Source organism: Paucibacter sp. TC2R-5 (assembly GCF_025717605.1).
In the GTDB taxonomy this organism is placed as follows: domain Bacteria; phylum Pseudomonadota; class Gammaproteobacteria; order Burkholderiales; family Burkholderiaceae_C; genus Paucibacter_A; species Paucibacter_A albus.
Genome location: NZ_JAJIRQ010000003.1, coordinates 378,695 through 395,089, shown reverse-complemented (window position 1 = coordinate 395,089; position 16,395 = coordinate 378,695). Strand labels below are relative to the sequence as shown.

19 protein-coding genes are annotated in these 16,395 nt (G+C 62.6%); 9 read left to right on the top strand and 10 right to left on the bottom strand.

Translation table 11 applies throughout. The features are described 5' to 3' along the window. Positions 1–6: 6 nt before the first annotated feature. From rpoZ to LNV08_RS08755, 3 genes are read right to left on the bottom strand one after another with little or no spacing between them, the layout of a single operon-like run. Complete coding sequence (gene rpoZ, locus LNV08_RS08765; RefSeq protein ID WP_124452325.1) at positions 7–210, bottom strand: DNA-directed RNA polymerase subunit omega; 204 nt, start codon at positions 208–210, stop codon at positions 7–9. Between the two features lie 32 nt (positions 211–242). Then, positions 243–863 carry a guanylate kinase gene (gene gmk / locus LNV08_RS08760; protein WP_263533309.1) on the bottom strand — a complete coding sequence of 207 codons (621 nt, stop codon included), beginning with the start codon at positions 861–863 and terminating at the stop codon, positions 243–245. 19 nt (positions 864–882) lie between these two features. After that, positions 883–1,803 (bottom strand): YicC/YloC family endoribonuclease, encoded by a 921-nt coding sequence (locus LNV08_RS08755; protein WP_318014110.1) that lies wholly within the window; start codon positions 1,801–1,803, stop codon positions 883–885. A gap of 46 nt (positions 1,804–1,849) precedes the next feature. Between LNV08_RS08755 and LNV08_RS08750 the strand changes: the two genes are divergently transcribed. The 5 genes from LNV08_RS08750 (at position 1,850) to hemW (ending at position 6,623) form a co-directional block, all read left to right on the top strand. After that, the gene (locus LNV08_RS08750; protein WP_263533307.1) at positions 1,850–2,818 is read left to right on the top strand and encodes a serine/threonine protein kinase; all 969 of its coding nucleotides are present in this window, start codon (positions 1,850–1,852) and stop codon (positions 2,816–2,818) included. Between the two features lie 151 nt (positions 2,819–2,969). Continuing rightward, positions 2,970–3,929, top strand: coding sequence for a PP2C family protein-serine/threonine phosphatase (locus tag LNV08_RS08745; protein ID WP_263533306.1), 960 nt, complete (start codon positions 2,970–2,972; stop codon positions 3,927–3,929). Between the two features lie 11 nt (positions 3,930–3,940). Further along, positions 3,941–4,678 (top strand): ribonuclease PH, encoded by a 738-nt coding sequence (rph, locus tag LNV08_RS08740; protein WP_263533305.1) that lies wholly within the window; start codon positions 3,941–3,943, stop codon positions 4,676–4,678. 5 nt (positions 4,679–4,683) lie between these two features. After that, the gene (gene rdgB / locus LNV08_RS08735) at positions 4,684–5,298 is read left to right on the top strand and encodes an RdgB/HAM1 family non-canonical purine NTP pyrophosphatase (protein WP_263533304.1); all 615 of its coding nucleotides are present in this window, start codon (positions 4,684–4,686) and stop codon (positions 5,296–5,298) included. Positions 5,299–5,372: 74 nt separating this feature from the next. Then, a complete protein-coding gene (gene hemW / locus LNV08_RS08730) occupies positions 5,373–6,623 on the top strand; it encodes a radical SAM family heme chaperone HemW (RefSeq protein WP_263533303.1) in 1,251 nt (416 codons plus the stop codon). A gap of 8 nt (positions 6,624–6,631) precedes the next feature. Here the strand turns inward: hemW and LNV08_RS08725 are convergent, their stop codons facing one another. The 4 genes from LNV08_RS08725 to LNV08_RS08710 all read right to left on the bottom strand — a co-directional run bounded on the left by LNV08_RS08725 (position 6,632) and on the right by LNV08_RS08710 (position 11,276). Then, the gene (locus LNV08_RS08725; protein ID WP_263533302.1) at positions 6,632–8,431 is read right to left on the bottom strand and encodes a GGDEF domain-containing protein; all 1,800 of its coding nucleotides are present in this window, start codon (positions 8,429–8,431) and stop codon (positions 6,632–6,634) included. 123 nt (positions 8,432–8,554) lie between these two features. Next, a complete protein-coding gene (locus LNV08_RS08720) occupies positions 8,555–9,667 on the bottom strand; it encodes a protein-glutamate methylesterase/protein-glutamine glutaminase (protein WP_263533301.1) in 1,113 nt (370 codons plus the stop codon). A 27-nt stretch (positions 9,668–9,694) separates the two neighbouring features. Further along, positions 9,695–10,369, bottom strand: coding sequence for a chemoreceptor glutamine deamidase CheD (gene cheD / locus LNV08_RS08715; protein WP_414858704.1), 675 nt, complete (start codon positions 10,367–10,369; stop codon positions 9,695–9,697). Between the two features lie 55 nt (positions 10,370–10,424). Continuing rightward, on the bottom strand, positions 10,425–11,276 hold the full coding sequence (locus tag LNV08_RS08710; protein ID WP_263533300.1) for a CheR family methyltransferase: 852 nt from the start codon (positions 11,274–11,276) through the stop codon (positions 10,425–10,427). A gap of 217 nt (positions 11,277–11,493) precedes the next feature. On the opposite strand from LNV08_RS08710, the gene LNV08_RS08705 reads away from it, so the two are divergent. Together LNV08_RS08705 and LNV08_RS08700 are read left to right on the top strand one after the other, a co-directional pair. Continuing rightward, the gene (locus LNV08_RS08705) at positions 11,494–12,216 is read left to right on the top strand and encodes a GGDEF domain-containing protein (protein WP_263533299.1); all 723 of its coding nucleotides are present in this window, start codon (positions 11,494–11,496) and stop codon (positions 12,214–12,216) included. Beyond that, positions 12,213–13,049 (top strand): MinD/ParA family protein, encoded by an 837-nt coding sequence (locus LNV08_RS08700; protein WP_263533298.1) that lies wholly within the window; start codon positions 12,213–12,215, stop codon positions 13,047–13,049. The genes LNV08_RS08705 and LNV08_RS08700 overlap by 4 nt, the downstream gene beginning before the upstream one ends. Positions 13,050–13,088: 39 nt before the next feature. Here the strand turns inward: LNV08_RS08700 and LNV08_RS08695 are convergent, their stop codons facing one another. Genes LNV08_RS08695 through radC form a run of 3 tightly spaced genes read right to left on the bottom strand, consistent with a single transcriptional unit; the run spans position 13,089 to position 14,846 of the window. After that, entirely contained in the window at positions 13,089–13,487 is a 399-nt protein-coding gene (locus tag LNV08_RS08695; RefSeq protein WP_263533297.1) for a group II truncated hemoglobin, read from the bottom strand. Positions 13,488–13,518: 31 nt separating this feature from the next. Further along, positions 13,519–14,175, bottom strand: coding sequence for a Smr/MutS family protein (locus LNV08_RS08690; protein WP_263533296.1), 657 nt, complete (start codon positions 14,173–14,175; stop codon positions 13,519–13,521). Then, positions 14,172–14,846, bottom strand: a complete 675-nt coding sequence (gene radC, locus LNV08_RS08685) for a RadC family protein (RefSeq protein ID WP_263533295.1) — start codon at positions 14,844–14,846, stop codon at positions 14,172–14,174. Before radC ends, LNV08_RS08690 begins: the two co-directional genes overlap by 4 nt. A gap of 97 nt (positions 14,847–14,943) precedes the next feature. Here radC and LNV08_RS08680 point away from each other — a divergent pair, with 97 nt between their 5' ends. Together LNV08_RS08680 and ispH are read left to right on the top strand one after the other, a co-directional pair. Then, positions 14,944–15,387: an FKBP-type peptidyl-prolyl cis-trans isomerase gene (locus tag LNV08_RS08680; protein WP_263533294.1), complete on the top strand. Its 444-nt coding sequence runs from the start codon at positions 14,944–14,946 to the stop codon at positions 15,385–15,387. A 1-nt stretch (position 15,388) separates the two neighbouring features. Further along, the gene (gene ispH, locus LNV08_RS08675; RefSeq protein WP_263533293.1) at positions 15,389–16,375 is read left to right on the top strand and encodes a 4-hydroxy-3-methylbut-2-enyl diphosphate reductase; all 987 of its coding nucleotides are present in this window, start codon (positions 15,389–15,391) and stop codon (positions 16,373–16,375) included. Positions 16,376–16,395 lie beyond the last annotated feature (20 nt).

Here is a 16,395-nt window from a genome sequence, read left to right as displayed (position 1 = left end):
TGCTGCTTAGACCGGCACCTTGCGCAGCATCTCGATGCCAACTTCGCCGGCAGCAATTTCACGCAAGGCGGTCACGCCTGGCTTGTTCTTGCTCTCAATTTTTGGCGTGTGGCCTTGGCTCAACATGCGAGCGCGGTAGGTTGCAGCGAGCACCAACTGGAAGCGGTTAGGGATCTTGGTCAGGCAGTCTTCAACAGTGATGCGGGCCATTTTGGGTTCCAGTACAGGTGTTCGGTGAAAAACTAGGGCAGATCGAGCGCCAGGAAAACGACGGACCGATTTCTGCGCTGAGCCGCGTATTTTAACCGCTGCGCGTGAACAATCGCCTTCAAATCAAAAACAGCGGTGTCAAAGACGGCATTTACCACCACAAAATCGAACTTTTGGGCCTGCGCCACCTCGATGCGGGCGTTGGCCATGCGTCTGGCGATCACCGCCGGGTCGGTGTCGCCGCGCCGGTTCAGGCGCTGCTCCAACTCTTCCCAACTGGGCGGCAAGATGAAAACCAAGACAGCGTAGGGGAACAGTTGCTTGATCTGCAGCGCGCCCTGAAAGTCGATCTCCAGCACCACATCGTCGCCATGCGCCATGCGGGCTTCGATCGCGGTGCGCGAGGTGCCGTAGAGATTGCCGTGTACTTCGGCCCATTCAAAGAACTCGCCGCGCGCGGCCATCGCCTTGAATTCTTCGACCGTGGTGAACCAGTACTCGCGGCCATGTTGCTCTTGCCCGCGTGGCGCGCGCGAGGTGTGGGAGATCGAGACGTCCAGTTTGGCGTCAAGCTCCAACAAGGCTTTTACCAAGCTGGACTTGCCGGCCCCGCTGGGCGCCGCGACGACGAATAAATTGCCTGGGTATTCCATGCTCTATCGATTCTTTGGCTTATTCAATGTTCTGCACTTGCTCGCGCAGTTGTTCGACGGCGACCTTCATCTCGACCGAGATATTGGTCAGCTCAAGTGCTGCAGCCTTGGAGCCCAAGGTGTTGGCCTCGCGGTGCAGCTCTTGGATCAGGAAGTCCAGCCGCTTGCCAATCTCTCCGCCTTTTTTCAGCAGGCGAGCAATTTCTTCCAGATGCGCGCGCAAACGAGCGAGTTCCTCGGCCACGTCGATCCGGATCGCATAAGCGGCCGCTTCATTCAGCGCGCGCTCCTTGAGGTTCTCCTCGGGGATGGTTTGCGCCGCGCCGGTGCTGGCCAAGGCTTCTTGCCAGCGCTCCAGAAAGCGCTGCTGCTGGCGTTGCACGATGGCGGGCAGCATGGGTTCGGCCGCGTCGGCCAATTCGCGCAGTTTGGCGACCCGCTCCATCAGGATGGCGACAAGTTTTTCGCCTTCGCGCTCGCGCGCTTCCAGCAGCCCCTCCACGCATTTGCGGGCGGCTTCCATCGCCGGCTCATCGAGCTTTTCGGTCGCCGCGCCACCGCCTTTGCACCACTGCAAGGCCTCATGGACCGACAGCGGCTGCGCCTTGGGCAGCCAGTTTTGCACCGTACCTTCCAGGCGTGACAAACGGTTCAATTGATCGGACTGCGGCTGCGGCCATGAACCTTCGACATCGCGCTGGGTGTTGATGCGCAACTCGATCTTGCCGCGCTTGAGCTTGCCCGTCAGCAACTCCCGCAAGGCCGGCTCAAGCCCACGCAGGTCTTCCGGCATGCGGAATCCCAGGTCAAGAAAGCGGCCGTTGACGGAGCGCAATTCCACCGTCACGGCCGTATGGACGGCTGCGCTGGCGGGGCTTGCGACCCCGGAAGAGTCGGTGGGGGCGGAGGGCTGCGAGCTGGCGCTGGCATATCCTGTCATGCTGTAGACTGGCATCTAGCGTCCGGTAAGTAGATAAAACTCGATTATGTCAAAGCCTAAACCGGCGCCCCTGCCTGCAGGCACCGTCGTTGGGGGCTACCAGATCATCAAACGACTGGCAGCAGGTGGATTCGGCGTGGTTTACCTCGCCGAAGACCCCGAACACCACCTCGTCGCCCTGAAAGAATACCTGCCTTCCAGCTTGGCCGAGCGTTCGCCGGGCGAGTTGACGCCGCGCGTGCGGCCCGAGAAGCAGCCGCTGTACCGGCTCGGCCTGAAGAGTTTCTTTGAAGAGGGGCGCTCGCTGGCGCAGATCTCGCACCCCAGCGTGGTCTCGGTCTTGAACTTCCTGCGCGAGAACGAAACCGTCTACATGGTGATGAATTACTTGCAGGGCGACACCTTGCAGGACTTCATCGTGACGGCGCGCGACATGAAGCGCGACAAGGTCTTCCGCGAGTCCACCATACGCAGCTTGTTTGACGAGATTCTGCGCGGCCTGCGCATCGTGCATCAGCACAAGATGCTGCATTTGGACATCAAGCCGGCCAATATCTTCATCACCAATGAAAACAAGGCGGTGCTCTTGGACTTTGGCGCCGCGCGCGAAGTGCTGTCCAAGGAAGGTAACTTCATCCGGCCGATGTATACGCCGGGTTTTGCCGCACCCGAGATGTACCGTCGCGATGGCGCTTTAGGCCCCTGGACCGATATCTACGCGATCGGTGCGTGCATCTACGCCTGTATGCAGGGCTATCCGCCCAACGATGCACCGCAGCGCTTAGAGAAGGATAGGTTGGCGCTGAGCCTGTCTCGGCTGCGCAATGTCTACTCCGACAATATGATCGAAGTCGCCGAGTGGTGCATGTCGCTGGACCCTTTGGCGCGCCCGCAAAGCGTGTTTTCATTGCAAAAGGAACTGGCGCGCGAGACCGAAAGGCGCTACACCAAGCTGAGCTTCAGTGAGCGGCTGAAGCTGCAGCTGGAAAATCTCAAGACCGGAGCCAAAGCTTGATGAGCCCCCTCGCTCACTTTCGTTCGCTGCCCCCCGAGGGGGCTGAATGGCGCGGCTCCGAGTCGACCTGCGTCGACTTGGACGCCATGAAGGCCGGCAGCGTCCCGCTGCCGGCGCAAAGCCCCCTCGGGGCGGCCCGTCGGAGGCTTTCGTGAGATTCACCACCTATCAGGTCAGCCGTCGCGGCGGGCGCGAGAAGAACGAAGACCGCATGGGTTATTGCTACACCCGTGAAGCCGGTCTGTTCGCGCTTGCTGACGGCATGGGCGGACACCCGGAGGGCGAGGTGGCCGCGCAGCTGGCCTTGCAGACCTTGGCGGCGATCTTTCAGCGCGAGGCCAAACCGGCGCTGGCCAATCCGGCGGCATTTTTGCAAGACGCGATTCTGATCGCGCAGCAGCAACTGCTGCGTTATGCGGCCGACAAAGGTATGTCGGACACGCCCCGCACCACCATCGTCGCCTGCGTGCTGCAAGGCCGCAAGGCTTATTGGGCGCATTGCGGTGATTCGCGTTTGTATCTCGTGCGCGCCTCCAAGCTGATTGCCCGTACGCGCGATCACTCCTATATCGAACTGCAAGCCGCCTTGGGGCGTTTGCCGCAAAGCGCCGAGGGCTTCAACCGTAACGTGCTGTTTACCTGTCTGGGCAGTCCGGGCAAGCCGATGATTGATATCCACGGGCCCATGTTGCTGGAAGCGGGCGACCGTTTGCTGCTGTGCTCGGACGGGCTATGGGGCACGGTCACCGATGACATCATCACCGAACAACTCGCTTCTCGGCCGATCTCCGATGCAGTGCCCGAGTTGGTCGAGCAGGCGCTGCGCAATGGGGGCCCGCGTTGCGACAACGTGACGGTGCTGGCGCTGGAATGGGACGGCATTGGCGAGCCGGACGCCGGCGAAGATTCTGTCGCTGTGTCCACCCAGGCGCTCGAAGACCAAGGCTTTGCCTCGACGATCCAGGGTCGCGAAGTGCCGGATAGCGCGGACCGCAGATTCGAGATGGACGAGGCTGAGATCGATCGCTCGGTGCGAGAGATCAAGGAAGCCATACGCCTCGGCAATGAACGAGCCCGCGCCAACGAGAGCACGGCCAAGAAGAAATCCTGAAAGAAAAATCGATGACTGTTGAATTGAATGCTGCCCGCGCCGGCGGCCGTGCGCCCAATGCCTTGCGCGCTGTGACCATCACCCGCAACTACACCCGCCATGCCGAAGGCTCGGTGCTGATCGAATTTGGCGGTACCAAAGTTTTGTGCACCGCTTCGGTGGAAGAAAAAGTACCGCCGCACAAGCGCGGCTCTGGCCAGGGCTGGGTCACGGCTGAATACGGCATGTTGCCGCGCGCGACCCATACGCGCAGCGACCGTGAAGCTGCGCGTGGCAAGCAAAGCGGCCGCACTCAAGAGATTCAGCGCCTGATTGGCCGCTCGCTGCGCTGCGTGTTTGACCTGAGCTTGCTGGGCGAGCGCACGATTGCGCTCGACTGCGACGTGATTCAGGCCGACGGTGGAACCCGCACGGCCGCCATCACCGGCGCCTATGTGGCTGCCCATGACGCGGTGACTTGGCTGCTGGCGCAAGGCAAGATCACGCAGTCGCCGATCCGCGACGCGGTGGCGGCGATCTCGGTCGGCATCGTGGACGGAGTGCCCTTGCTGGACCTCGAATACACCGAAGACTCGGCCTGCGATACCGATATGAATGTGGTGATGACCGCCGCCGGTGGCTTTGTCGAGCTGCAAGGCACGGCCGAGGGCGTCGCTTTCAGCCGCCAAGAAATGAATGCTCTGCTGGACTTGGCCGAGCAGGGCATCTTTGATTTGTTGGCTGCGCAACGCCGCGCCTTAGGGATCTGATCACCATGGATTTGGTACTGGCCTCCAACAACGCCAAAAAGCTTGCTGAGCTGCAGGCCTTGTTCGCGCCCCTGGGCGTCAACTTGCTAACGCAGGGCTCGCTCGGCATTCCTGAGGCGGAGGAGCCGTTTGAGACTTTCGTCGAGAACGCCCTCACCAAGGCGCGGCATGCGTCCCGGCTGAGCGGGCTGCCGGCCTTGGCCGATGACTCCGGCCTGGCGGTCGAGGCCTTGGCAGGCGCCCCCGGCGTGCTTTCGGCGCGCTATGCGACGCTGTTCGGCCAAGCCAAGTCGGATGCGGACAATAACCGCGTGCTGCTGGAGCAGATGGCCAGCTTTGCAGCACCCGAGCAGCGTGGCGCGCGCTTTGTGTGTGCGCTGGTCGCGGTGCGCAATGCGGCCGACCCCGAGCCCTTGATCGCCCTGGGCCGCTGGCAGGGTCAGATCTTGCCGGCCCTGGCGGGCGAAGCCGGTTTCGGCTATGACCCCTTGATGTGGATTCCCGCCTTGGGTCGCAGCGTCGCGCAACTCAGTGCGGCCGAGAAGAATGCCCAAAGTCACCGGGCCCTGGCGTCGGCAGACTTGGTGCGGCAAATGCGTGAGGCCTGGCATCTTGGCTGACATGAAGCCCCCACGCCCATTTCGTGGGCTGTCCCCTCAGGTGACGCAGCCGATGTTGGGGAAGGCCCTGCGCCATGGCTGATGTCCTGCATATGATGCGGCCCGGCACCTTGAGCTTGGCCGCTTTGCCGCCGCTGTCGCTGTATGTGCATCTGCCTTGGTGCCTGCGCAAATGCCCTTATTGCGACTTCAATTCGCACGAGTTGCCGGGGCCGAACGGCAAGGTCATCCCCTTGGCGTCCGCAGGCACTGCACCTGTCAGCACCCAGCTGTCGGTGGAGACGGCGCGCGCCTATCTGGCCGCCTTGCGCCTGGATCTGGAAGCGGCACTGCCCTTGATCTGGGGTCGGCCGGTGGTCAGCATCTTCATCGGCGGCGGCACGCCCAGCTTGTTTGCGCCCGAGCAAATCGCCGAGCTGATCTCCGATCTGCGCGCGCGCCTGCCCCTGGAGCCGGGCTGCGAAATCACGCTGGAGGCCAACCCCGGCACCTTCGAGCGCGACCGTTTCAAGGGCTTTCGCGCTGCCGGCGTGACGCGTTTGTCTATCGGGGTGCAGAGCTTTGATGATGCCAAGCTGAAGACCTTGGGCCGCGTCCACAGCGCCGAGCAAGCCAAAGCGGCGATTGCTGAAGCCGCGCAGGCTTTTGATACCTTCAATATTGACTTGATGTATGCCTTGCCCGGGCAGACGCTTGCGCAGCTTGACGCTGAGCTGAGCACCGCTCTGGCGTTCAAGCCGCCGCATCTGTCGGTCTACCACCTGACGATCGAGCCCAATACCCGATTTGCGACGGCGCCGCCCGCGCAGCTGCCCGATGCCGATCTGGCCAGCGAGATGCTGGATCTGATCACGGCGCGCACCGGTGCCATGGGGCTGGAGCGTTATGAAGTGTCGGCCTTTGGGCGTGCTGGACACCGCTGCGCGCACAACCTGAACTATTGGCAGTTCGGCGACTATCTTGGTATTGGTGCTGGCGCGCACAGCAAGCTGTCCTTCCCGCACCGGGTCTTGCGCCAAGTGCGTTGGCGCGAGCCGGCCGCTTATATGAGCAAGGCAGCTGAGGGTGCGGCTGTGTCGAACGAGAACGAGGTCAGCCGTGCTGACTTGCCGTTTGAATTCATGCTCAATGCCCTGCGCTTGCGTGAAGGCGTGCCGCTGACGTCCTACCTGGAGCGCACCGGACTGCCGCCGTCCAGCATCGCAAAGGCGCTTGATGCTGCGCGCGCCAAGGGTCTGCTGGAGCCGGACGCGGCCCGTTTGGCCGCCACGCCGCGCGGTTTTGATTTCCTCAATGATTTGCAGGAGCTGTTTCTGGCACCCTGATCGAGTGCTTAAGCGGCCATCACATACACGCTGAGCTGCTCATGCTTGGCATGACGCTTGGCAGTGGCTGCGGCACTGGCCACTTGCTCTGGCCGCTGCAAGGTGCCCGGTGCTATTTGCACCGCGCCAATGCTCAGCGTGGTGCAGGGGTGAAAGCGCATATCGCCGTGGCGGTCTTCGGCCATGATGCCGCCGGCTTGCAGCGCGGCGGCGTCGAAGAGATTGCGCGCCAAGTCATTGAATCGCGTGACGATTTGCTCGCAGCGCAGTTCCCAATCGTCGCTTTGAAACAGCATCACAAAGTCATCGCCGCCGACATGGCCCAGAAAGTCGCGCTGGCTGTCGCAATGGCTGCTGGCCACGCGCGCGACCAAGCGGATCATCTCGTCGCCGCGCCAATAGCCATACTCGTCGTTGAAGGGCTTGAAGTGGTTCAGGTCGGCATAGGCGGCCACAAAGCCGCGCCCGCTGGTCAACAGGCGGCCGATGTGCTGGCTGATCGGAATATTGCCGGGCAAAAAGGTCAGGGGGTTGGCGTGGCGCGCCGCTTCAATGCGCGCCTCGGTGACCGAACGCACCAGTTGTTCGCCCGTGCCCAGGCCCAGGTAGCGGCCCTCGCGCGTGATGATGAAACCTTCACGCAGATAGCGCTGATCGGCCGAGGTCAGCACCGTGGTCAAGGCCTCGATGCCGGTGTCGGCGTCCACGATCAGGGGCGATGGGTTGGCGAACAGCGTGCAGGCGTGGCGACCATACAAATCGTTGAAGAAAGGCTTGGCCCAGCGGTTGATGAACTGGCTGCGGTCCACCAAGGCGACCGGCTCATCCTTTGCATTGAGCACGGCGATCGCGTGCAACTGCTCATGTTCGTTGAAAAGGCGGAACAGCTGCTCATGGCTGGCGTCTTCGCGCACCGTCACGGCTTCCATCATCAAGCGCTCGGCCGTAACGCCATTGCTCGACGCACGGCGCAGCTCGGGCAGCACGGCGATGTCGCTGCTGGCAAGCACTGTGCGAGCGCCCGGCAGGGCTTCAGTGGCACCTTCGCGGCTGGGACGGCCAATCAACCAACCTTGGCCGAAGGTCACGCCCAGATCACGCAGGACGCGCAGTTCCTCGGCGCTCTCGATGCCTTCGGCGATCAGCTGCGCGCCGAAGGTCTCGGCCAGTTGCAGCAGCGCTCGGAAGGTCTGCAGCTTCTCGGCGTGGGCCGGCAGGTCATGGCTAAAGTACTTGTCGATCTTGACGATGTCGGGCTGAATCTCGGACCACAAGCGCAGCGAGGAGCGCCCGTCGCCGAAGTCGTCCAGCGCGATGCCCACACCTTGGCGGCGTAAGGCGGTGATGGCTCGGCGCAGGCTCTCGATGTCGGTGACGCGCTCATGTTCGGTCAGCTCGATCATGATGCTGCCCGGCGCCACGCCAAACGCTTCATCGCTGAACAGGCCGCCACGCCCCTGTTCGTCATGCAGCGCGTGGGTCAGGGCAGCGGCACTCATATTGATCAGTAATCGGCCGCCGAGCTTGTGCCGACTCCAATCTTTCAAAGCTTGGGCCGCGCAGCGCACCTCTAGCTCTACCGTCAGGCCTTCGCGGCGACCGGCGGCGAAGAGGGCGTCCGGGTATTCCAAGGCGCTGCCAGCAGGTCCGCGCACCAGCGCTTCGTGACCGTAGATCAAGCCGCAGTCCAGCTGCACAATTGGCTGGAACAAGGTGGTCAACAGGTCTTCGGAGATCAGCGTCTGAACCCGCAGTGGGGCGGGGCGCTCAAGGCTGCGGCTGGGGGCAGGAGAGATCAAGGTCGTCATGCCGGCATCTTGTCTGCCGTCTATGACAGCGCCACGAAACGGCGCACCGCTTGCAACACAAAGGGCCGGCCCGTGACAAATTGCTCGCGGCCGGTTTTGACCAGTCGTGCTAGGCAGGCGCTCCTAGACGCGATTCATCGACATGCCGGCCGTGCTGCGCAGGCGCTCGATCAAGCGCGTGGCAATTTGCGGCAGCGGCAACACTTCGTCCGCCGCTCCGGCGGCAATCGCTTCGCGCGGCATGCCGAAGACCACGCAAGTCGCCTCGTCCTGCACGAAGTTATAGGCCCCGGCATCTTTCATGACCTTCATCGCCTTGGCGCCATCCGCGCCCATGCCGGTCAGCATGATGCCCAGGGCGTTTTGCCCCACTACGCGCGCGGCAGAATTGAACAAGACTTCGACCGAGGGCTTGTGGCGATTCACCGGTTCGCCGTCTTGCACTCGCGCGATGTAGTTCGCGCCGGAGCGCTCCACGCTGAGGTGAAAGCCACCGGGGGCGATATAGCCGTGGCCCGGCAGAATCCGCTCGCCGTCGGTCGCTTCCTTGACGCGAATCCGGCACAGGCTGTCGAGCCGCGCCGCATAGCTCTTGGTGAAGCCGGGCGGCATATGCTGGGTGATGACCACCGCAGGGCAGTCGGCCGGCAGGTTGATCAAGACATCTTTGGTCGCTTCGGTGCCACCGGTGGACGCGCCGATGAAGATGATTTTTTCGGTCGACAGTCTGCCCAAGCTGGCCATGGTCACCGGCTTGGCCGGTGCGCTAACGCCGGCGTGGGCGCCGCCGCCGGTGGCCGCGGCGGGCGCGATCGCCGCATGGCTGCGCCGGATATGGGCTTTTGAGGCGATGCGGATCTTGTCGGTGATGTCATCGGCCAGCAAGCGGATGCCATCGGCCACGCCGATCTTGGGCTTGGCGACAAAGTCCACCGCGCCCAGCTCCAAGGCCTTCATGGTCACTTCGGCACCGCGCTCGGTCAGCGTGGACACCATCACCACCGGCATCGGCCGCAGCCGCATCAGGCGTGACAAAAAGTCCAGCCCGTCCATCTTGGGCATCTCGATGTCCAGGGTGATGACATCGGGGTTGAGCGAGCGGATCATTTCGCGCGCCAGCAGCGGGTCGGCCGCAGCGCCTATGCATTCCATATCGGGTTGGCGGTTGATGATTTCGGTCAGGATGCTGCGCACCAGCGCCGAGTCATCCACCACCACAACAGTGATTTTGGCCATCGAATACTTCTCCTAGCGAGTGGGGGCTCAGAACAAATCGACCGAGCCGCCCGTGGCGACAACCGGTTGAGCCTTCTGAGCGGCGGCACGGTCTTGTTGCACCAAGGCGTCGGTGTTGGCCGGAGCCAAACGCTTGACCATGGCCTTGCCGCTGTGCGGCAGGAAGCAGACCTTGCGCGGGTAAATGTCCATCACGTCTTTGGAGACGATGGGAATCCGTTCGGTCTTCAGATAGTCGATCACGAAGTTGGTGTTGCGCTCGCCGACGTTGATGGTGTTCATGCCGGCAATCACGGCGCCGCCGCCAAAAATTTTGGCTTCCATACGGCTTTTGGCAGCGCCGCGCTTCATCATTTCATTGATCAAGAGCTCCATCGCAAACGAGCCATAACGGCCAGAATCCCCGCTGCCTTCCGGCAGCATGAAATGATTCATGCCGCCGATTTGCGCGTGCCGGTCCCACAGGCATGCCGCGATGCAGGAGCCCAGCGTGGTCATGACCAGAATGTCTTCGTTGTCGACGAAATACTCGCCCGGCAAGATCTTGACGGCCGCGTTCTTGAAATGCGCGTCGTAGAAAAAGAAGGAAGCCTCGCCGTTTTTGCGCGGCATGGACTTCAGCTGGCTGACCCTGGCGGCACCCGGGCTGCTGGATAACATCGAGCCGGAGCCGGCACCGGTGGAGGCGGGGGAGGTGCTCATTTGTTTTGGGCTTGCCGCGAGGCTGCTGACTGAGGGGTTTCGACAGCGCCTGACATCAGACGCGCTCGTAGATGGTCTTGCCACGCAGGCGGAACAAATCTTTGGACTCGGTGAAGTTCTCCGAATGCCCAACAAACAAAAGCCCGTTCGGTCGCATCACCTTGTGAATGCGTTCCAAGACCTTGCGCTGCGTTGGCGGATCAAAATAAATCATCACATTGCGGCAAAACACAATGTGAAAGGGCTCTCCCAGCGACCACTGCGTATCCATCAGATTCAAGGAGCGGAAGTCGATCCAGCGCTGCAACTCCGGCTTGACGCGAATGCGCCCGGCGTTGTCGCCGGTGCCGCGCATGAAGAAATTGCGCAGCCGGGTCTGGTCCAGGCCGCGAGCGTCGGCGTTGTAGACGCCGCGTTTGGCGGTGTTGAGCACATTGGTGTCGATGTCGCTCGCGCTGATCTGCACCTGCGCATTGGCGCCAAGGGCCTCGCTGCAGGTCATGGCGATCGAATAGGGTTCCTCGCCGGTGGATGCGGCGCAGCACCAAATCCTGACGGGCTTGCCGGCCAGCGGCTTGAGGTCATCGATCAAGGCGTGGAAATGATGTTCCTCGCGGAAGAAAGAGGTCAGATTGGTGGTCAGGCAGTTGACGAATTCCTGCCACTCCTGGGTGCTTTGGGCGCCGGTAGAGCTTTCCAGCCACTGCAAATAGGCGGAGAAAGACTTGTGACCGGTATCACGCAGGCGGCGCGACAGACGGCTGTAAACCATCGCATGCTTACCTTCATGCAAGCTGATGCCGGCATGCTTGTAAATCAGCTCACGCACACGGTCAAAGTCGGTCCGGCTAAAACCGAACTCGTGGTCAATCACTTCTGCGCCTGAGGCGCTTGGTGCAGTGGACATGTGTTGGGCTCGCTTGTTGTTCGGGTCAGCTCTGAATGAGCCGGGATCTGATTTTGCTCTGGCGGCAAGTTTGGCCCGAGAGCGCTTGTCAGCATAGAGCAAACAGGCCCATCAACACAGGCTTGTTTGCATGCTGGAGCGAGTTTTTGTGCTGCTAGACTGGCTTCGCACCAGGCTTGTACTGGCCTTCAAACACCTTGGCACACCTTGGAATACCTTGGATTCAAGCTCCCAATCCCCTCCATTCGATGCTCGCCTCTTGCAGCTCGACCTGGCCTTGCAGCTCTTGCAGCAGGCCGGAGCCTTGCTGCCCGAGGCCGAGCCCTATAGCGAGATCTGGGTTCAGGGCGTGATCGACGCTCTTTGCGATTTGTCCAGCAAGGACGCCCTGACGGGCCTGGTCAACCGGCGCAGCTTCGAGATGGCTTTGTCGCGTGAGGTGGACCGGGTGGCCCGCTCGGGCGAGTCGGCGCTGTTGCTGGCAGTGGACATCGATCATTTCAAGGCCGTCAACGACACCTACGGCCACGCGGCCGGCGATTTGGTGATCAAGGCCGTGGCCGGCGCCCTGAACCAAGTGGTGCGGCCGATGGACACGGTGGCCCGTGTCGGGGGCGAAGAATTTGGCATCGTGCTGCCCAAATGCGCCGCGAGTTTTGGCGCGATGGTGGCCGAGCGCTTGCGAGAGCGAGTCTCTGAATTGCGCGTCGAGGTGGCCTCGGGGCAGATTTTGGCGGTAACGATCAGCTTGGGCGGTGCTTTTGCGCCGCAGTGGGTGCGGTCGTCGTCGCTGTTGTGGATGGAGCGCGCCGATCGGCAGCTCTACCGCGCCAAGGCCGAGGGGCGTAACCGTGCCTGCCTTGAGACACAAATTGAGTCCTTGGTCAGTGCCGAGGAAAAGGGCATGTTGTTTGCAGTAACGCAACAGGACAGTGAATGAGTACGACAACAACAGATCCTGCTGTACCTGGCGCTGGCGCTTTCTCGCCGGGCTCGTCCCGCCCCGTGACGGGTAAAGGTGGCGCTCGCACGCTGGCCGTCACCAGTGGCAAGGGCGGCGTGGGCAAGACCTTCGTCACCGCCAATCTGGCCGCTGCATTGGCCATGCGTGGGCAAAAAGTGCTGGTCTTGGACGCCGATCTGGGCCTGGCCAACTTGGACGTGGTGCTGAACCTGCACCCCAAACTGACGCTGCACGATGTGTTCACTGAAAAGGCGACGCTGGAGCAGGCGATTTTGCCGGCCCCTTGCGGTTTCTCGGTGCTGTTGGCAGGCTCCGGCATGGTCGAGTATTCGCGTCTGACCCCGGATGTGCGCGACAAATTGCTGCACATTCTGGAGCTGGTCAAGCCGCGTTTTGACTGGGTGTTGCTCGATACCGGCGCCGGCATCTCGGATGTCGTGCTGTTCTCGATTTCGATGGCCGCCGATGTCTTGGTGGTCGCCACGCCAGAGCCGACCTCCCTGACCGACGCCTATGCCACCATCAAGGTGCTGGCTACGCAGCAAGGCCGCCGTGAAGTGGGCTTGCTGGTCAATCAGGCTAATCGGGTCGGCGAAGGCAAGCTGATCTGCGGCCAGCTTCAACAGGTCTTGCAGCGCTTTGTCGGCTCGCAGCCGGGTCACCCCTTCAAGCTGGAATTGATGGGCGAGGTCAAGAATGACCAGACCGTGCGCCAAGCGGTGCTCAAGCGCCAACTGGTGCTCGAGCATTACCCAGGCAGCGACGCCGCACAGGCCATCAAGGCCCTGGCCAACAAGCTGCTGGCCTGAGAGTTCAGCCGGCGGCCGAGCACCGCGCAAGAGGCACGTTCAAGCGCCCCGGTTGCGCATCCAGTCAGCGGTGGCGTGGAAGGACTCCGCCAGCCGCTGCTGCAGCCCGACTTCGATGCCGCTGTCTTGCATCGCCAGGCTCATGCAGGCCAGCCATTGGTCACGCTCGGCGATGCCGATCGAGTAGGGCAGGTGGCGCGCCCGCAAGCGCGGGTGCCCGAAGCGCTCGATGTAGAGATCCGGCCCGCCCGACCAACCGCACAAAAACCAATGCAGTTTGTCGCGCGAGCCGCCCAGATCGGCCGGGTGCAGCGCTCGGATCAAGGCGAATTGCTCGTCCAGATCCATATGGTCATAAAAAGCATCGACCAGGCGGCGGATGCCGGCCTCGCTGCCGAGCAGATCAAACAGGCTGAGAGTGGGGGAGTTGTCTTGCATGGGTCTATTGTCGGCGGGGCTCGCCGTCGTGCTAGTCCACCTGTTGAAGCAAGACCATCAGTGCGCCGCTGCCGCCGTCGCTGGCACGCGCCTGCACAAAGCCCAGCACCTGCTGCTTTTGCACCAGCCAGCGCCGCACACGGGCCTTCAAGACCGGCTCGCGACCGGGTGAGCCGTGACCCTTGCCGTGCACGACGCGCACGCAGCGCAGGCCGCGTCGGGCGCAGTCCTGCACAAAGCTGCCCAGCGCCTCGCGCGCTTGGTCGGTGCGCAGTCCGTGCAAATCAAGCTGGGCCTGCAAGCTCCAATGACCCCGGCGCAGCTTGCGCAGCACTTCTTGGCTGATTTCGGGCCGCCGAAAGGACAGGCTGTCGTCGGTTTCCAGCAGGGATTCGACGTCGAAATCATCCGACAAGGCCTGCTGCATCACCAAGCGCTCATCGGCCTCGCGTTGCAGCGGCTCAGGCCGAGGCAGGACCCTGTGCTGCGGGGCTTGCGCTTGCACGGTCAGCGGCGTGATGGCGCCCACGCTGAGCTCGAACAGGCGCCGTTCCTGGTCCGCGGCCCGCGCCGCTGCGGCCAGGCGCGCGGCTTGTTCTTCTGCGGCTTGGCGGCGCAGGGCCAGTTCGCGCTGAAAAACCTTGAGTTCTTGCAGGCTGTGCAGCGTTGGGGTTGGGGCCGGCTTCACATCAGCCCTCGTTCGGCCATCGAAATCACTTCGCCCGAGCCGACCACCAGATGGTCGAGCACGCGTATATCGACCAGGGCCAGGGCTGCTTTCAGGGCCTGGGTCAACAGTTCGTCCGAGCGCGAGGGCTCGGCCACACCGGAGGGGTGGTTGTGCGCCAAGATCACGGCGGCAGCGCCCAGGTCCAGCCCGCGTTTGACCACTTCTCTGGGGTAGACCGAAGTCTGGGTGAGGCTGCCGCGAAACATTTCCTCCATCGCAATCAGCCGGTGCTGCGCGTCCAGAAACAGCACGGCGAAGATCTCGTGCGTCAGGCCGGCCAGCTTGAGGCGGATGAATTGCTTGACGGCATCGGGTGCGTCGAACACCGGGCGTTGCGCCAGTTCTTGCAGCAAGGAGCGGCGCGCGATCTCCAGCACGGCGGCGATTTCGGCCCGTTTGGCCGGCCCCAAGCCTCTGACTTTGGCCAAGTCACTCACGCCAGCGTGCAGCAAACCATGCCAGCCGCCAAATTGGTCGAGCAGGTTTTGCGCCAGTTGCAGCACCGGCGTGCCGGCAATGCCGGTTCGCAGCAGCAGCGCCAGCAGCTCGGCGTCAGCCAGCGCTTGCGGGCCGCGCGCGAGCAGCTTTTCGCGCGGTCTGGCGTCGGGGGGCAGGTGGGTCAGGGGCATGAGAAAACGGCAGTTCGGTGGGCTTGTTCCGTGGAGGGGGCGCGGGTCGCGCCTGCAGTGGCCCTAAAATCCGCTCAGTCTAGCCACCATTGTCCCCATGAATCTCATCCAAGCCGGATCCTTTTTGACCTTGCACTACCGTTTGGCCGGTCCCGACGGCAGCGATGTGATCAATACTTTTGCCGATAAACCCGCAACTTTGTCGCTGGGCAGTGGGCAGTTGTCGCCCGCTATCGAGGCCAGGCTGATGGGCATGGCCGAGGGCGTGCGCACGCAGATCGAGCTGGCCCCGGGCGAAGCTTTTGGTGATCACAACCCGCAGCTGCTGCAGCGCGTCAAGCTGAGTCTGCTGCATGAACTGGGTGACCCGGACGAGCAATACAGCGTCGGCGACGTGATCCAGTTCCCAACGCCGGACGGGCAGAGCAGCTATGCCGGCAGCGTGCGCGAAGTCGGCTCCGATTGGTTGCTGTTCGACTTTAATCACCCGCTTGCCGGCCAGCCGGTCAGCTTTGAAGTCCATGTGATCGGGGTGCTGTGAAATGAGCGACGCCCTGTTGTCAAACCCGCAAGAGGTCTTGCTGGCCGAGCCGCGAGGCTTTTGCGCCGGCGTGGACCGCGCGATCGAGATCGTCGAACGTGCACTGGTGAAGTTCGGCTCGCCGATCTATGTGCGCCACGAGATCGTGCACAACACCTATGTCGTTAACGATCTGAAGTCGCGCGGCGCCATCTTCATTGAAGACCTGGCCGATGTGCCGCCCGGCGCCACGCTGGTGTTCAGCGCGCATGGCGTCAGTCAAGCCGTGCGTGCCGAGGCCGCTGAGCGCGGTTTTCAAGTCTTTGATGCGACCTGCCCCTTGGTCACCAAGGTGCATGTGGAAGTGGCCAAGCTGCACCGCGAGGGCTATGAGTTCATCATGATTGGCCACAAGGGTCACCCCGAGGTCGAGGGCACCATGGGCCAGCTCAGCGAAGGCATCTATTTGGTGGAAGAAGTGGGCGATGTGGCTCATGTGCGTGTCAAGGATCCGGCCAAACTGGCCGTGGTCACGCAAACCACGCTCAGCGTGGACGATGCGGCCGAAATATTGCTGGCGGTGAAAAAGCATTTCCCGCAAGTGCGCGAACCCAAGAAGCAAGACATCTGCTATGCCACGCAAAACCGCCAAGACGCGGTCAAGGTCTTGGCGCCGCAGGTGGATGTGGTGATCGTGGTTGGCAGTCCGACCAGCTCCAACAGCAATCGCCTGGCCGAACTGGCTCAGCGCCTGGGCACACCGGGTCACATGGTGGATGCGGCCGATGATCTCAAGCCCGAATGGCTGGAAGGTCGCGCCCGCGTCGGCCTGACGGCCGGCGCCTCGGCGCCCGATGTGCTGGTGCAGGCGGTGATCCAACGCCTGCGCGAGCTGGGTGCCACCACGGTGCGCAGCCTGCCCGGTGTGGAGGAACATGTGCGCTTCCCGCTGCCCAAGGGCCTGGGTGACAAGTCCATGGCCGAGCTCGGCAGCGCTTCTCGATCCTGATCCCAGCGCCAAGAAAGCTG

Excerpts from the sequence above, each read along its gene's own strand:
- LNV08_RS08725 (WP_263533302.1), bottom strand. The coding sequence starts at position 8,431 with ATGACGACCTTGATCTCTCCTGCCCCCAGCCGCAGCCTTGAGCGCCCC.
- LNV08_RS08755 (WP_318014110.1), bottom strand. The coding sequence starts at position 1,803 with ATGACAGGATATGCCAGCGCCAGCTCGCAGCCCTCCGCCCCCACCGAC.
- radC (WP_263533295.1), bottom strand. The coding sequence starts at position 14,846 with ATGCCCCTGACCCACCTGCCCCCCGACGCCAGACCGCGCGAAAAGCTG.
- LNV08_RS08680 (WP_263533294.1), top strand. The coding sequence starts at position 14,944 with ATGAATCTCATCCAAGCCGGATCCTTTTTGACCTTGCACTACCGTTTG.
- rph (WP_263533305.1), top strand. The coding sequence starts at position 3,941 with ATGACTGTTGAATTGAATGCTGCCCGCGCCGGCGGCCGTGCGCCCAAT.
- LNV08_RS08720 (WP_263533301.1), bottom strand. The coding sequence starts at position 9,667 with ATGGCCAAAATCACTGTTGTGGTGGTGGATGACTCGGCGCTGGTGCGC.
- rpoZ (WP_124452325.1), bottom strand. The coding sequence starts at position 210 with ATGGCCCGCATCACTGTTGAAGACTGCCTGACCAAGATCCCTAACCGC.
- cheD (WP_414858704.1), bottom strand. The coding sequence starts at position 10,369 with ATGAGCACCTCCCCCGCCTCCACCGGTGCCGGCTCCGGCTCGATGTTA.
- LNV08_RS08750 (WP_263533307.1), top strand. The coding sequence starts at position 1,850 with ATGTCAAAGCCTAAACCGGCGCCCCTGCCTGCAGGCACCGTCGTTGGG.
- LNV08_RS08695 (WP_263533297.1), bottom strand. The coding sequence starts at position 13,487 with ATGCAAGACAACTCCCCCACTCTCAGCCTGTTTGATCTGCTCGGCAGC.
- hemW (WP_263533303.1), top strand. The coding sequence starts at position 5,373 with ATGGCTGATGTCCTGCATATGATGCGGCCCGGCACCTTGAGCTTGGCC.
- gmk (WP_263533309.1), bottom strand. The coding sequence starts at position 863 with ATGGAATACCCAGGCAATTTATTCGTCGTCGCGGCGCCCAGCGGGGCC.
- LNV08_RS08700 (WP_263533298.1), top strand. The coding sequence starts at position 12,213 with ATGAGTACGACAACAACAGATCCTGCTGTACCTGGCGCTGGCGCTTTC.
- LNV08_RS08710 (WP_263533300.1), bottom strand. The coding sequence starts at position 11,276 with ATGTCCACTGCACCAAGCGCCTCAGGCGCAGAAGTGATTGACCACGAG.
- ispH (WP_263533293.1), top strand. The coding sequence starts at position 15,389 with ATGAGCGACGCCCTGTTGTCAAACCCGCAAGAGGTCTTGCTGGCCGAG.
- rdgB (WP_263533304.1), top strand. The coding sequence starts at position 4,684 with ATGGATTTGGTACTGGCCTCCAACAACGCCAAAAAGCTTGCTGAGCTG.